Below are 13,677 nucleotides of genomic sequence, written 5' to 3'. Positions count from 1 at the left end.
GCTGCGATCTTTTGATCTTGCTTTTAAAGATCAAGATCAAAAGATCGCAGCCTGCGGCAGCTCCTACAGGAATCGTGTCGTTTGGAAATGTTGTGCATTTACTCTTCAGGCTTGGGGGTAAGCGATGTACCACGGGGAAAGATTGAACGCCTGGACGCATCTGTTCGGGGCGGTGGCGGCGTTTGTCGGTGGAGTGTGGCTGATCGTGGCCGCCAGCCTCGACGGCGATCCGTGGAAAATAGTCAGCATGGCGATCTACGCCTTTACCTTGCTGGTGTTGTACAGCGCATCGACCGTGTACCACAGCGTGCGCGGACGCAAGAAGGCGATCATGAAAAAGGTCGATCACTTTTCGATCTACCTGTTGATCGCCGGCAGCTACACGCCATTCTGCCTGGTGACCCTGCGCGGGCCTTGGGGCTGGACGTTGTTCGGGATCGTCTGGGGGCTGGCGCTGATCGGCATCCTGCAAGAGATCAAGCCCAGGTCGGAAGCGCGGATCCTGTCGATCGTGATCTACGCGGTCATGGGCTGGATCGTGCTGGTGGCGGTCAAACCCTTGCTGGCGGCGCTCGGCAGCGCCGGATTTGCGTGGCTGGCGTCGGGCGGGATTTTTTATACCGTGGGGATTATCTTCTTTGCCCTCGACCATCGCCTGCGCCATGCCCACGGGGTCTGGCATCTGTTCGTGATCGCCGGGAGTTTGCTGCACTTCGTGGCGATATTCTTTTACGTCTTGTAGGCGAAACTGCCTTGTAGGTTTCAGGGTCAGCAGAGGCGATCCAATTGCTCCTGGGCTTGGCGGCCGAACACCTGCAACAGGTCGTTCAACGTGTGGGGCGGGGGTTCGGCGGCGCGGGTGACTGCGTACAGGGTAATGGGCAACGGCGGCGCCAGAGGGCGAATCGTTGTGGTGTCGGGAGACGCACCAAGGGCGGTGAACGGATCGATCACCGCCACACCCGCGCCAGATTCCACCATCGCCCGTGCCAATGAGTAGGTCTGCACGGCGATGCGTACGCGAGGAGGTGGTTCGACGGCTTCCAAGTAGCTGTCGAGCCGTGCGGCCAGAGGATCGGCACTGGATAAACCGATCAGCGGCGCATTCGCCAGCGCCATAAGCGGTAACGGCCTGCCTGCCTCTTGCGGCGGCCAGTAACCAATCGGCGCCAGCGCCACCAGCACGCCGCACGCCAGGGCTTGGGCCTTGAGTCCCGGGTGATCCGGGCGTTGCAGGGTCAGGGCGACATCCACTTCGCGCATCAACAGGTTCTGGACCAGTTCGCGACTGTGGGCGCTGGACAACTCGCAGACGATGTCCGGGTAGCGTCCGGTCCATTCGTGAATGGCCGGCGGCAGCAACGACAGGGCCAGTGCCGGGGTCGCGCCGATGCGCAGGCTGTGCCCCGGCTCGCGACGCAGGCTCTGGGCCAGGCGTCGTACGCCTTGCAGGCTTTCACTGACCTTGTCCACTTCGCGCTCCAGCTCCAGCGCTTCCGGTGTCGCCTGCAACTTGCCGCGCACCCGCAGGAACAACGGGAAGCCCAATTGCTGCTCGGCGTGCTGCAACACCTTGCTCACCGCCGGCTGCGAGACGTGCAGCAGCTGTGCGGCGGCGCTGATCGAGCCGGTCTGGCGGATGGCCTGGAAAATTTCGATATGGCGAAGACGCATGGCAAGTCCATAACCTTTGTTTATGGGTTTGACATATTTATGCATTGTTCAACGTCTGTCACCTGGCTCTAACCTCGGCCTTGTCTTCACAACGGTTTTAAGGACGGACATGGCTCAGCGTGTGTGCATCATCGGCGGTGGCGTGATTGGCCTGGCTACGGCGTATGCGCTGGTGCGCGACGGCTTTGAGGTCACGGTGGTCGAGGCTCGGGACTCATTGGGCAGCGAAACCAGTTTCGCCAATGGCGGCCAGTTGTCTTATCGCTACGTCGCACCCCTGGCCGACGCCGGTGTGCCATTACAGGCCATCGGCTGGATGTTGCGCGGCGATTCACCGCTGAAGCTGCGCCCGCGCTTCGACCTGGCGCAATGGCGCTGGATGGCATCGTTCCTCGGCGCCTGCCGCCGTTCGGTCAACCGCGCGAACGCCGCCCATTTGCTGCGCCTGGCGCTCTTGAGCCAGGCCACCTTGAAGTCCTGGCGCGAGGACGATGGACTGGCGGGTTTCCAGTGGCGGCGCAATGGCAAGCTGGTGACGTTCCGCCAGAACAGCAGCTTCGAACATGCGCGCCAGGGGCTGGCCGACCCGCAACAACAGCAGGTGTTGTCGGCAGCCGAATGCGCGCAGCTGGAGCCGGCGCTGATGGATGCACCCTTCGTCGGGGCGATCTACACCCCGGACGAAGAGGTCGGCGATTGCCACGGTTTCTGCCAACAACTGGCCGCCCGGCTGCAAGCGTCCGGTCGTTGCGAGTTTCGTCTCGGGCAAGCAGTGACCGGGATTCGCCATGACCACGGCAGCGTCAACGCCATCGAGTTGGGCGAACACCTGCTGCCGGTCGAGCAACTGGTGATCGCTGCCGGCCACCGCAGTCCGCTGTTGGCGCTGCCCGGGCTGCAACTGCCGCTGTACCCGCTAAAGGGCTACAGCTTGACCGTGCCCATCGGCGTCGGTCACCGGGTGCCCGACGTGAGCATCACCGACTACGACCGCAAGATCGTCTACGCCCGCATCGGCGAGCAATTGCGCGTGGCGGCGATGGTCGACATCGTCGGCTTCGACCCTGCGCTGGACCCCAAGCGCCTGGCACTGATCAAGCGTCAGGCCCAGGACACCTTTCCAAATGCCGGCGCTTATGACCAAGCCGTCGAGTGGGCCGGCATGCGCCCGGCCACCCCCAGCGGCGTACCGTTGCTGGGCGCGACGGCCTATCGCAACCTGTGGCTCAACCTCGGCCACGGTGCGTTGGGGTTCACCCTGGCGTGCGGCAGCGGGCGATTGCTCAGCGAGTTGATCGCCGAGCGTCCACCTTCCATCGACCTGCAGGGGTTCAATCACCGGGCCGCCTGAATAGCCATTTCTGAAGAGGACACTGCAATGAGCATTACCCGACTGCACAGCAACCCGCGCCTGTCAGGCGCCGTGACTTTTGGCGACCTGGTGTTTCTTTCCGGGCAAGTACCGGGCGATGCCCTGGATGCCAGCGGACAGACCCGGGAAGTACTGGGGAAAATCGACGCCTTGCTGGCCGAGGCTGGCAGCGACAAGGATCATCTGCTCAGCGCGACCATTTACCTGAAGAACATCACCGAGGATTTCGCCGCGATGAACGAGGAATGGTCGGCCTGGCTATCGCCGGGGCAGGCCCCGAGCCGCACCACCGTGCAGGCCGAGCTGGCTCGCCCGCAGGTGCTCGTGGAAATCACCGTCATCGCTGCACGCGTCTGATCAACCAACACCCACAACGGAGAATAACAATGCAAAAAATCACGTTGCTCGCTTGCAGCCTCGGCCTGTTGCTTGGCAGCCAGGTACAAGCCAATGAAACGCCGCTGACCGGCACCCTGGGCAAGATCGCCAGCACCAACAGCATTACCCTGGGTTATCGCGATGCGTCTGTGCCGTTTTCCTACGTGGGTGATCACAGCGGCAAGCCGATGGGTTACTCGGTGGATCTGGCGGGCAAGATCGTCGAGCGCATCCAGCAGCAACTGGCACGGCCTGACCTGAAGGTGAAGTACAACCTGGTCACCTCTCAGACCCGCATTCCATTGGTACAGAATGGCACCGTGGACCTGGAATGCGGTTCCACCGGCGTCACTGCCGAGCGGCAGAAGCAGGTGGCGTTCTCCTATGGCTTCATCTACGTCAAAGGCCAGCTGCTCACCGCCAAGGACAGCGGTATCAAGGGCTTCGCCGATCTGCGCGGCAAGAACGTGGTGACGACCGCCGGCACCACCAACGAGCGCTTCCTCAAAAGCTACAACGTCGATCACAAGATCGACATGTTCGTGATCAGCGCCAAGGACCACGGGGAAGCCTTCCAGATGCTGCAATCGGGCCGGGCCGCGGCGTTCTACATGGACGACGCGCTGCTCTACGGCGAGCGTGCCAAGGCCAATGACCCGCACAAGTGGGTGGTGGTCGGGGAGGAGCAATCGCGGGAGATCTACAGCTGCATGGTGCGCAAGGACGACCCGCAGTTCCTCGCCCTGGTCAACGGTGTATTGGCGGATCTGTACAGCTCGGGCGAGATCAATGGCATCTACCAGCGCTGGTTCGAGCAGCCAATCCCGCCGAAGGGTTTGAACCTTGAGTTCCCGATGACCAGCGAACTCAAGGCGATCATTGCCAAGCCGGTGAGTGATCCGGTGCAATAAAATCAAAAGATCGCAGCATTCGGCAGCTCCTACACGGGATTGCGCTCCAGCCTGTAGGAGCTGCCGCAGGCTGCGATCGTTTTAGAAATCCCCCCAGAGCTGCTGGGCAACCGCCAGTGCAACCACCGGCGCGGTCTCGGTGCGCAACACTCGCGGGCCGAGGCGGGCGGCATGGAAGCCGCTGGCCTTGGCCAGATCGACTTCGGCATCGGCCAAACCACCTTCCGGGCCGATCAGAAAGGCCAGGCTTGAAGGCTTGGCATGGCTGACCAATGGCTCGGCCACCGGGTGCAGCACCAGCTTCAGTTCAGCCTCAGTCTGTTTCAACCAGTCGGCCAACAGCACCGGCGGATGAATCACCGGCACCCGTGAGCGCCCGCATTGTTCGCAGGCACTGATCGCTACCTGGCGCCAGTGCAGCAGGCGTTTGTCGGCGCGTTCGTCCTTGAGTCGCACTTCGCAGCGCTCACTGAAAATCGGCGTGATTTGCGTGACCCCCAATTCGGTGGCTTTCTGGATCGCCCAGTCCATGCGCTCGCCACGGGACAAGCCCTGGCCGAGGTGGATCTGCAACGGCGATTCCACCTGGCCGGCAAACTCCTCATGGATCTGGACCACCACGCGTTTTTTGCCGACTTCAACGAGCGTAGCCCGAAACTCATGGCCGGAACCGTCGAACAGTTGCAACGCATCACCCTCGGCCATGCGCAGCACGCGCCCGATGTAATGGGCCTGGGCTTCGGGCAATTCGTGCTCGCCGGTGCTCAGGGGGGCGTCGATGAAGAAGCGGGACAGTCTCATGCTAAATCTCTGTAGTTGGATCGTTCCCACGCTCTGCGTGGGAATGCCTCATCGGACGCTCTGCGTCCGCTTTTGGGACGCGGAGCGTCCCGGGCTGTGTTCCCACGCAGAGCGTGGGAACGAGCAGGCGAACGCTAGCCCGGATCGCGGAAACCGGGGTGGAAGTCCTTCGGCACCGCCACGCTGACGCTTTCGCGGGTGGCAATGTCGATGCCCTCACTGGCGACCTCGGCGAGGAAGTCGATTTGCTCCAGGGTGATCACGTACGGCGGCAGGAAATACACCACACTGCCCAACGGCCGCAGCAAGGCACCGCGCTCCAGTGCATGCTGGAACACCTTCAGGCCGCGGCGTTCCTGCCAGGGGTAGGCCTCTTTGCTGGCTTTGTCCTTGACCATCTCGATGGCCAGCACCATGCCAGTCTGGCGCACTTCGCTGACGTTCGGGTGGTCGACCAGATGTGCAGTGGAGGAGGCCATGCGCTGCGCCAGGGCCTTGTTGTTCTCGATGACCTTGTCTTCTTCGAAGATATCCAGCGTTGCCAGGGCCGCCGCGCACGCCAAAGGGTTGCCCGTGTAGCTGTGGGAATGCAGGAAGGCGCGCAGGGTCGGGTAATCGTCGTAGAAGGCGCTGTAGACGTCATCGGTGGTCAGGCACGCCGCCAGCGGCAGGTAGCCGCCGGTCAGGGCCTTGGACAGGCAGAGGAAGTCCGGCCGGATACCCGCCTGTTCACAGGCGAACATCGTCCCGGTGCGGCCGAAACCGACGGCGATTTCGTCATGGATCAGGTGCACGCCATAGCGGTCGCAGGCTTCACGCAGCAGCTTGAGGTACACCGGGTGGTACATGCGCATGCCGCCGGCGCCCTGGATCAGCGGCTCGACGATCACCGCGGCGACGCTGTCATGGTTCTCGGCCAGGGTCTGTTCCATGGCGGCGAACATGTTGCGCGAGTGCTCTTCCCAGCTCATGCCTTCGGGGCGCAGGTAGCAATCGGGGCTTGGCACCTTGATGGTGTCGAGCAGCAACGCCTTGTAGGTTTCGGTGAACAGCGGCACGTCGCCCACCGACATCGCCGCCATCGTTTCGCCGTGGTAGCTGTTGGTCAGGGTAACAAAGCGCTTCTTGTTCGGCAGGCCGCGGTTAAGCCAATAGTGAAAACTCATTTTCAGCGCGACTTCGATGCAGGACGACCCATTATCGGCGTAGAAACACCGGGTCAGGCCCTCCGGCGTCATCTTCACCAGGCGCTCGGACAACTCGATCACCGGCTGATGGCTGAACCCGGCGAGGATCACGTGTTCCAGTTGATCAACCTGATCCTTGATGCGCTGGTTGATGCGCGGGTTGGCATGGCCAAACACGTTCACCCACCAGGAGCTCACCGCGTCGAGGTAGCGCTTGCCTTCGAAATCCTCCAGCCACACGCCTTCACCGCGCTTGATCGGGATCAGCGGCAGTTTTTCGTGATCTTTCATCTGGGTGCAGGGATGCCACAACACCGCGAGATCGCGTTGCATCCACTGATTGTTCAGGCCCATGTTCAGTCTCCTCGAGGCGGTCCGTGTCGTGCGCGGACATACAATCGCGCAAGCCTATGCAATGCGTGCCTCGGGAACAACCCATTGTGTTGTTTGAGCTACTTTGTATAGGACGGTAGACGTTGCTGGCGGGCGTCTGACGGCTGACGTATCCTTCGCGGTTCTGGAGCCGCCTGGCTCGCAAAAACCGCTATTTTTCCTGTATTTCCGGAGTTCGCTGAATGTCTGTCGGTTGGCTGCGCGCCTGTGCGCTGGTGATGTTGGGGCTGTTCAGCGTGTCTGCGCTGGCCAAGGATAAAACCGCGATCGTGATCGGCGGCGGGGTCTCGGGCCTCACGGCTGCTTATGAGCTGCAGAACAAAGGCTGGCAGGTCACGCTGCTGGAAGCCAAGCCAGGCCTGGGCGGCCGTTCCGGCATGGCCACCAGCGAGTGGATCGGCAACGACAAGACCCAGCCGGTCCTGAACAAGTACGTCTCGACGTTCAAGCTGAGCACCACGCCAGCACCTGAATTCGTGCGCACCCCGGGCTACCTGATCGACGGTGTGTATTACACCGCGGCCGACCTGGCCACCAAGGATCCAACCACTGCCGAAGCGCTCAAGCGCTACGAAAAGACGGTGGACGACCTGGCGCGCTCGATCGAAGACCCGCAGAACCCGTCAGCCAACAACACGCTGCACGCCCTGGACCAGATCAACGTGTCCAACTGGCTCGATCGCCTGAGCCTGCCGGCCACTGCCCGTCAGTTGGTGAACCAGCAGATTCGCACCCGTTATGACGAGCCTTCGCGTATCTCGCTGCTGTACTTCGCACAGCAGAGTCGCGTTTATCGTGGCGTTTCCGACCGTGACCTGCGCGCGTCGCGCCTGGTCGGTGGCAGCCCGGTGTTGGCCCAGGCCTTCGTCAAAGAACTGAAAACCATCAAGACCAGCTCCCCGGTCTCGGCCATCACCCAGGACAAGGACGGCGTCACCGTCAAGGTCGGCAGCGTGGGCTATCAGGCTGACTACGTCGTAGTGGCCGTGCCTTTGCGCGCCCTGAACAAGATCCAGATGACCCCGGCACTGGACGCCCAGCACCAGGCTGCCATCAAGGGCACCAACTACGGTTGGCGCGACCAGATCATGCTGAAGTTCAAGACGCCAGTGTGGGAAAGCAAGGCGCGCATGTCCGGTGAGATCTACAGCAACACCGGCCTGGGCATGTTGTGGGTCGAGCCGGCGCTGAAGGGTGGCGCCAACGTGGTGATCAACCTGTCCGGCGACAACTCGCGGGTCATGCAGGCGTTCGGCGACAAGCAGATGGTCGATCAGGTACTGATCCGCCTGCACGCGTTTTACCCACAGGCACGCGGTTCGTTTACCGGTTATGAAATCCGTCGCTACAGCACCGACCCTTCGATGGGCGGCGCTTACCTGGCCTTCGGCCCTGGTCAGATCAGCAAGTTCTGGCGCCTGTGGGAGCGTCCGGTTCAGCGTGTAGCCTTTGCTGGCGAACACACTGACACCCTGTACCCGGGCACCCTGGAAGGCGCGTTGCGCACCGGTCAGCGTGCGGCCAGCCAGGTTGAAGACCTGGCGGCGGGCAAGTCGTTTGACCCGGCGAAAGCCGCTCCAGTAGCCGCTGCAGCTGCAGCCGGCGCGGTGGCAGCGAAGAAGGGCAACTTCTTCAGCAACCTGTTCGGCGGCTCGGATGACGAGAAGAAGCCAGAACCGGTCAAGGCACCTGAGCCAGTCGCACCGGCCCCTGCACCAGCCCCGGCACCGGCGCCTGCACCTGCTCCGGTCGAAGCACCGAAGCCTGTGGCACCGGTGAAAGCCGAGCCTGCGAAGAAAGCACCGGCAAAAGCGCCAGTGAAGAAGACCGAGGCGAAGAAAACGTCGGCCAAGGCACCGGCGAAAAAGGCCGAACCGACCAAGAAGCCAGCGGTGACCACGGTTACCAAGGCCCAGTAACGTTCAGGCGTAAAAAAACGCGGCTCACGGGCCGCGTTTTTTTTTGCCAGATCTCGGCGTTGTCTCCCGTCCTACATGCGCCAGCGATATCAGAGACTTCCCACAAGCGAATCAGAAGGGGGTGATGGGTAGAGCTTGATCTTGGGCCCATGCTCTTCAAAAACTGGAGAGCATATGAAAGAACTGACAGTAATCATCATATTGATAACCCTTTTGGGTTGTGCAAATGCGGAGATATTTCATGAGGGATATCGCCGCGGATACGGGCATGAGCTGGCCTATAAATGCGATATGGATCCGTACAATCCTGACTGTCTGCAGCCCCTTCCGTGTACCACAATTAGGAAGTGCGATATCGCCCCGCTAAGTCTACGTAGCGTTCAAGCACAAACAAGCGCGGTTCCAGGCCGCGTTTTTTTACGCTTGAAAAAATGAGGCAAGAAGTCGAATAAACCTTTTGATACAGGTGTTCTCTGCTTTGTATTCACTTTTTTTCACAATTTCGACTTTAATCTTTCCTTAACCCGCGTGATTTAGGCTTTTGATCGCATTTCTCGATATTTCAAAGCGAAATTTTCCGCTTTAATCCGATAGATAAATCGATAGTCTTGGGCCAGCACTTACAGGGATCTGGGCAATGCAGCTACGAAATTCAACTTCCCGCTACGGCTGGGTCAGCATTTTCATTCACTGGAGTGTGGCGCTGGCGGTTTTTAGCCTGTTCGCGTTGGGGCTGTGGATGGTCGGGCTCGACTACTACAGCACCTGGCGCAAAGACGCGCCGGACCTGCACAAGAGCATCGGCCTGGTGTTGCTGGGTGTGATGGTGTTGCGGGTGGTGTGGCGTTTCATCAGTCCGCCGCCGCCGACCCTGTCGAGCTACAGCCGGATGACGCGCCTGGGCGCCAAGTTCGGCCATGGCTTTCTGTATCTCAGTCTGTTCGCTGTGATGATTGCCGGTTACCTGATTTCCACCGCAGAAGGTGTCGGTATCCCGGTGTTTGGCTTGTTTGAAGTGCCTGCGCTGGTGTCCGGGCTACCGGACCAGGCAGACACCGCGGGTGTGATTCACCTCTGGCTGGCGTGGGTGCTGGTAATTTTTTCCGGCCTCCATGCGTTGGCAGCATTGAAACACCACTTTATCGACCGTGATGTGACCCTCAAGCGAATGCTGGGTCGCAAAGCCTGAAGTTCAACCTCGACTCCAAAGGAAAACAAAGTATGTTGAAAAAGACTCTGGCCGCTCTGGCAATCAGTTCCGCCCTGTTGTCCGCCGGTAGCGTCATGGCCGCTGACTACGTGGTCGACAAGGAAGGCCAGCACGCCTTCGTTGACTTCAAGATCAGCCACCTGGGCTACAGCTTCATCACCGGTACTTTCAAGGACATCGACGGCAAGTTCAGCTTTGACGCTGCCAAGCCTGAAGACAGCAAGATCGAGTTCAACGTAAACACCGCCAGCGTGTTCACCAACAACGCTGAGCGCGACAAGCACATCTCCAGCAAAGACTTCCTGAACGGAAGCAAAGCCACCTTTGTTTCCACCAGCGTCAAGCCAACCGGCAAAAACGCCGCTGGCAAGGACACTGCCGATGTGGCTGGCGACCTGACTATCCTTGGCGTGACCAAGCCAATCGTGGTCAAGGCTACCTTCCTGGGTGAAGGCAAGGATCCGTGGGGCGGCTACCGTGCAGGCTTCGAGGGTACCTTCAGCCTCAAGCGTTCCGATTTCGGCAAGCAGAAAGACCTGGGCCCATCGTCCGATGCTGTTGAAATGTACGTGACCTTTGAAGGTGTCAAAGCGAAGTAATGCTGAGACTGTAGGAGCCGGCTTGCTGGCGATGGCGTCTTTTGAGACACAGCAGAAACCGAGTCGCCCCAATCGCCAGCAAGCCGGCTCCTACAGGTACTACGCATAAAAAATGCCCCAGACCTTTCGGTATGGGGCATTTTTCATTTCAGCGATGACTCAGCGATTGCGGGTCAGCAATGCCGGTTTTTCGCCACGAGGACGGCTTGGCAGTTGATCCAGTTGCTCAGGTGTCGGGAAGCGATCGGCCTTCGACTCCTTGTGCATGATCTTCGGCGCCGGACCACGCGGGTTCTGCACGGCCGGTTCCGAACGCGGTTGATCGTCACGGGCCGGACGGCGGTTACGGGAGTCTTCGCGACGGGCCTGGCCATCACGTGGAGCGCCGCTGCGTGGACCGCTGCGCTTGGCTGGCGGGGTGCCGGTGCTGGCGCCATCGCTGTTGCGCGGACCGTTCTGGCGACCGCCCTGCGGCTTGCCGCCACGTGGAGCGCCTGCGGCTGTGCCTTGAGCCGGAGCACCCGGACGACGGCCGCGGCCTTGGGCCGGTTTCTGCTGCGGAACGTAGTCGACGCGGTTACCGAAGTTATCGATATCGTCGTCCAGGAACTCGTCCGGCGCACGATCAGCTGCGGCACGCGGCGGCTGGCTTGGCTGACGCTGTTCGCGGGCCGGGGTGCCTTCACGGGGCTTCTGCTGACGGGCTGGACGCTCACCGCGCTCACCCGCCGGTTTTTCCTTGCCCTTGTCCTTGCCTTTGTCCTTGCGACCGCTACCACCACCGCCGCCATTCGGACCATCGCCACGCGGGCCACGTGGATTGCGCGGGTTGCGCATGTCCGGACGCTCGCGAGCTTCGGGTTTCTCGGCTTCCACGGCGCTGGCATCGAAGCCCATCAGGTCGCCGTCGGCGATTTTCTGCTTGGTCATGCGTTCGATGCTTTTCAGCAGTTTTTCTTCGTCCGGGGCCACCAGCGAGATCGCCTCGCCCGAGCGACCGGCACGGCCAGTACGGCCGATGCGGTGCACGTAGTCTTCATCGACGTTCGGCAGTTCGAAGTTGACCACGTGTGGCAACTGGTCGATGTCCAGGCCGCGAGCGGCGATGTCGGTGGCAACCAGGATGCGCACGGTACCGGCCTTGAAGTCGGCCAGGGCTTTGGTACGCGCGTTCTGGCTCTTGTTGCCGTGGATCGCGACGGCGCTCAGGCCGTGTTTGTCCAGGTACTCGGCCAGGCGGTTGGCGCCGTGCTTGGTGCGGGTGAACACCAGGACCTGTTCCCAGGCGCCGGCGGTGATCAGGTGCGCCAACAGCGAGCGTTTGTGGCTGGCCGGCAGGCGGAATACGCGCTGTTCGATGCGCTCGACCGTGGTGTTCGGCGGCGTGACTTCGATGCGTTCCGGGTTGTGCAGCAGCTTGCCGGCGAGGTCGGTGATGTCCTTGGAGAACGTCGCCGAGAACAGCAGGTTCTGACGTTTGGCCGGCAATCGGGCGAGGACTTTCTTCACGTCATGGACAAAGCCCATGTCGAGCATGCGGTCGGCTTCGTCCAGCACGAGGATTTCCACGTGGGACAGGTCGACACTGCCTTGGCCGGCCAGGTCGAGCAGGCGGCCAGGGCAGGCCACCAGCACGTCTACGCCACGGGACATGGCCTGAACCTGCGGGTTCATGCCGACGCCACCGAAAATGCAGGCGCTGACGAACTTCAGGTCACGGGCATAGACCTTGAAGCTTTCGTGCACTTGCGCCGCGAGTTCGCGAGTAGGGGTCAGGACCAGTACGCGCGGTTGGCGCGGGCCGTGACGCTGGGATTTGTCCGGGTGACCGTTGGGGAACAACCGCTCCAGGATCGGAAGGGCGAAGCCGCCGGTTTTACCAGTACCTGTCTGTGCCGCGACCATCAGGTCGCGACCTTGCAACACGGCGGGAATGGCCCGCTGTTGCACCGGAGTAGGCTCGGTATAGCCCGCTGCCTCGATGGCGCGGACTAAAGCCTCGGAGAGACCGAGGGAAGCAAAGGACATGAGTAATCCTGTTTTAAGTTAGGGCTTGGCCCAATGGGAGTCTTGCCTGGCGCGAATGGCGTTTATGAGGAACGCAATCCCGTCCGGTCCTGCTTCGGTCACGAAGGCTCGTCTGGAGCGCTCGCGCGGGCTGAAAAGCTGCGCTGTAGCGGGTTCGAGATGCCTTGAACGGTTCCGAGCGTCCGGGCGTGAGCCTGGCGGGAAGGCCGGAGTATAACAGAGCAATCACTGCGCGCCGCTTTCCTGCTGCTCAACGGTTTTTTCCGTGTTGGCCGTGGTCCGCCCGACGTTGATCGTAGCGGCCGGCGCGGCGCCATATCGGGCGCTGAGCTCGGCGTACGCGGGTTCGCGCTTGAAACGTTTGAGCTCGGCGCCGAAACGTTGCACCAGCAAGTCCATGCCGGCATTGCGGCGCACCGCCAGAAACTGGCTCTGTTGACTGATGACCGTGGGGTTTTCGGTAATTATGTTGCGGATATTCAGTTCGTCGAGCAAGTGCTGGCCCACCCTGCGGTCGGTGATCAGCAGGTCGATCCGCCCACGCACCAGTTTGCCGAAGTTCGCTTCGTGGCTCGGTGCCGGTTCCCGGGTGAACAGGGTCGAGTCCCTGAAATCCTGGCTGTACAGGTAGCCAGGAGAGATGCCGATGGTCAGGCCGCGCAGTTCGTCGAGGGTGCGAAACGGATGGGGCCTGGCGTTGGCGTAGAACATCACGAACTGGACATCGGAGAGCGGTTCGCTGGGGTAGAGCAGGGTCGCATCGCGTTCATCGCTATGGAAAATGTCCAGCGCGCCATCGGCCTGACCTGTTTCCAGCATCGACAGGCAGCGTTTCCATGGCAGGAATTGCCATTCCACTTCGATGCCCAGGCGCTTGAAGACGATGGCGGTGGTTTCGTAGTCCAGCCCCAGGGCCTTGCCGTTCTCCTCGTACACGTAAGGTGCCCAGGGTTCGGTGACAATGCGCAGCTTCTCGCCCCTAGCGGCAAAGCTAAGGCAAGTGAAAACAAGCAGGGCGACGAACTGCGTGATCAAAGGCATGGGCTTGAGATTACGACGAGAAACGCGAAAGAGCCAGAAACTGGCAGCAGATGCTCTAACTCCGAGTGTTACATCACAGTAAACGTGCGTTGAATGCAAAAGATCGCAGCCTTCGGCAGCTCCTACATTGGAATGTGTATTCCCTGTAGGCGCTGCCGCAGGCT

12 protein-coding genes are annotated in these 13,677 nt (G+C 61.1%); 7 read left to right on the top strand and 5 right to left on the bottom strand.

Annotated features, from left to right (window positions below):
* The first annotated feature begins 124 nt into the window (after positions 1–124).
* On the top strand, positions 125–742 hold the full coding sequence (locus QLG10_RS09205) for a hemolysin III family protein (protein ID WP_020797403.1): 618 nt from the start codon (positions 125–127) through the stop codon (positions 740–742).
* Positions 743–768: 26 nt separating this feature from the next.
* Here the strand turns inward: QLG10_RS09205 and QLG10_RS09200 are convergent, their stop codons facing one another.
* The gene (locus QLG10_RS09200; protein WP_020797405.1) at positions 769–1,674 is read right to left on the bottom strand and encodes a LysR substrate-binding domain-containing protein; all 906 of its coding nucleotides are present in this window, start codon (positions 1,672–1,674) and stop codon (positions 769–771) included.
* A 109-nt stretch (positions 1,675–1,783) separates the two neighbouring features.
* Here QLG10_RS09200 and QLG10_RS09195 point away from each other — a divergent pair, with 109 nt between their 5' ends.
* From QLG10_RS09195 to QLG10_RS09185, 3 genes are read left to right on the top strand one after another with little or no spacing between them, the layout of a single operon-like run.
* Positions 1,784–3,025: a D-amino acid dehydrogenase gene (locus tag QLG10_RS09195; protein WP_282486999.1), complete on the top strand. Its 1,242-nt coding sequence runs from the start codon at positions 1,784–1,786 to the stop codon at positions 3,023–3,025.
* 27 nt (positions 3,026–3,052) lie between these two features.
* Positions 3,053–3,403: a RidA family protein gene (locus tag QLG10_RS09190; RefSeq protein ID WP_110750327.1), complete on the top strand. Its 351-nt coding sequence runs from the start codon at positions 3,053–3,055 to the stop codon at positions 3,401–3,403.
* A 29-nt stretch (positions 3,404–3,432) separates the two neighbouring features.
* Entirely contained in the window at positions 3,433–4,335 is a 903-nt protein-coding gene (locus QLG10_RS09185) for a transporter substrate-binding domain-containing protein (protein ID WP_110750329.1), read from the top strand.
* Between the two features lie 81 nt (positions 4,336–4,416).
* Here QLG10_RS09185 and QLG10_RS09180 read toward each other — a convergent pair whose 3' ends face one another.
* Both QLG10_RS09180 and QLG10_RS09175 read right to left on the bottom strand, forming a co-directional pair.
* Positions 4,417–5,136, bottom strand: coding sequence for a 16S rRNA (uracil(1498)-N(3))-methyltransferase (locus QLG10_RS09180; RefSeq protein ID WP_188263458.1), 720 nt, complete (start codon positions 5,134–5,136; stop codon positions 4,417–4,419).
* A gap of 134 nt (positions 5,137–5,270) precedes the next feature.
* Positions 5,271–6,677 (bottom strand): adenosylmethionine--8-amino-7-oxononanoate transaminase, encoded by a 1,407-nt coding sequence (locus QLG10_RS09175; RefSeq protein ID WP_282486998.1) that lies wholly within the window; start codon positions 6,675–6,677, stop codon positions 5,271–5,273.
* A gap of 221 nt (positions 6,678–6,898) precedes the next feature.
* Here QLG10_RS09175 and QLG10_RS09170 point away from each other — a divergent pair, with 221 nt between their 5' ends.
* From QLG10_RS09170 to QLG10_RS09160, 3 genes are all read left to right on the top strand, one after another.
* Entirely contained in the window at positions 6,899–8,635 is a 1,737-nt protein-coding gene (locus QLG10_RS09170; RefSeq protein ID WP_110750335.1) for a flavin monoamine oxidase family protein, read from the top strand.
* A gap of 637 nt (positions 8,636–9,272) precedes the next feature.
* The gene (locus tag QLG10_RS09165; RefSeq protein WP_110750337.1) at positions 9,273–9,824 is read left to right on the top strand and encodes a cytochrome b; all 552 of its coding nucleotides are present in this window, start codon (positions 9,273–9,275) and stop codon (positions 9,822–9,824) included.
* Between the two features lie 32 nt (positions 9,825–9,856).
* Positions 9,857–10,444 (top strand): YceI family protein, encoded by a 588-nt coding sequence (locus QLG10_RS09160; RefSeq protein ID WP_008057034.1) that lies wholly within the window; start codon positions 9,857–9,859, stop codon positions 10,442–10,444.
* A gap of 159 nt (positions 10,445–10,603) precedes the next feature.
* Here QLG10_RS09160 and QLG10_RS09155 read toward each other — a convergent pair whose 3' ends face one another.
* Positions 10,604–12,472: a DEAD/DEAH box helicase gene (locus QLG10_RS09155; RefSeq protein ID WP_188263460.1), complete on the bottom strand. Its 1,869-nt coding sequence runs from the start codon at positions 12,470–12,472 to the stop codon at positions 10,604–10,606.
* Between the two features lie 225 nt (positions 12,473–12,697).
* Positions 12,698–13,513, bottom strand: coding sequence for a transporter substrate-binding domain-containing protein (locus QLG10_RS09150; protein WP_110750341.1), 816 nt, complete (start codon positions 13,511–13,513; stop codon positions 12,698–12,700).
* Positions 13,514–13,677 lie beyond the last annotated feature (164 nt).

This window comes from Pseudomonas sp. V98_8 (genome assembly GCF_029967975.1).
GTDB classification, from domain to species: Bacteria; Pseudomonadota; Gammaproteobacteria; order Pseudomonadales; family Pseudomonadaceae; genus Aquipseudomonas; species Aquipseudomonas umsongensis.
The sequence above is the reverse complement of the archived record's forward strand: the minus strand, read 5'-3'. Positions and strand labels throughout refer to the sequence as shown.

Bases quoted from the DNA above. Each gene is read 5' to 3' on its own strand.
- QLG10_RS09205 (WP_020797403.1), top strand. From the start codon at position 125: ATGTACCACGGGGAAAGATTGAACGCCTGGACGCATCTGTTCGGGGCG.
- QLG10_RS09200 (WP_020797405.1), bottom strand. From the start codon at position 1,674: ATGCGTCTTCGCCATATCGAAATTTTCCAGGCCATCCGCCAGACCGGC.
- QLG10_RS09195 (WP_282486999.1), top strand. From the start codon at position 1,784: ATGGCTCAGCGTGTGTGCATCATCGGCGGTGGCGTGATTGGCCTGGCT.
- QLG10_RS09190 (WP_110750327.1), top strand. From the start codon at position 3,053: ATGAGCATTACCCGACTGCACAGCAACCCGCGCCTGTCAGGCGCCGTG.
- QLG10_RS09185 (WP_110750329.1), top strand. From the start codon at position 3,433: ATGCAAAAAATCACGTTGCTCGCTTGCAGCCTCGGCCTGTTGCTTGGC.
- QLG10_RS09180 (WP_188263458.1), bottom strand. From the start codon at position 5,136: ATGAGACTGTCCCGCTTCTTCATCGACGCCCCCCTGAGCACCGGCGAG.
- QLG10_RS09175 (WP_282486998.1), bottom strand. From the start codon at position 6,677: ATGGGCCTGAACAATCAGTGGATGCAACGCGATCTCGCGGTGTTGTGG.
- QLG10_RS09170 (WP_110750335.1), top strand. From the start codon at position 6,899: ATGTCTGTCGGTTGGCTGCGCGCCTGTGCGCTGGTGATGTTGGGGCTG.
- QLG10_RS09165 (WP_110750337.1), top strand. From the start codon at position 9,273: ATGCAGCTACGAAATTCAACTTCCCGCTACGGCTGGGTCAGCATTTTC.
- QLG10_RS09160 (WP_008057034.1), top strand. From the start codon at position 9,857: ATGTTGAAAAAGACTCTGGCCGCTCTGGCAATCAGTTCCGCCCTGTTG.
- QLG10_RS09155 (WP_188263460.1), bottom strand. From the start codon at position 12,472: ATGTCCTTTGCTTCCCTCGGTCTCTCCGAGGCTTTAGTCCGCGCCATC.
- QLG10_RS09150 (WP_110750341.1), bottom strand. From the start codon at position 13,513: ATGCCTTTGATCACGCAGTTCGTCGCCCTGCTTGTTTTCACTTGCCTT.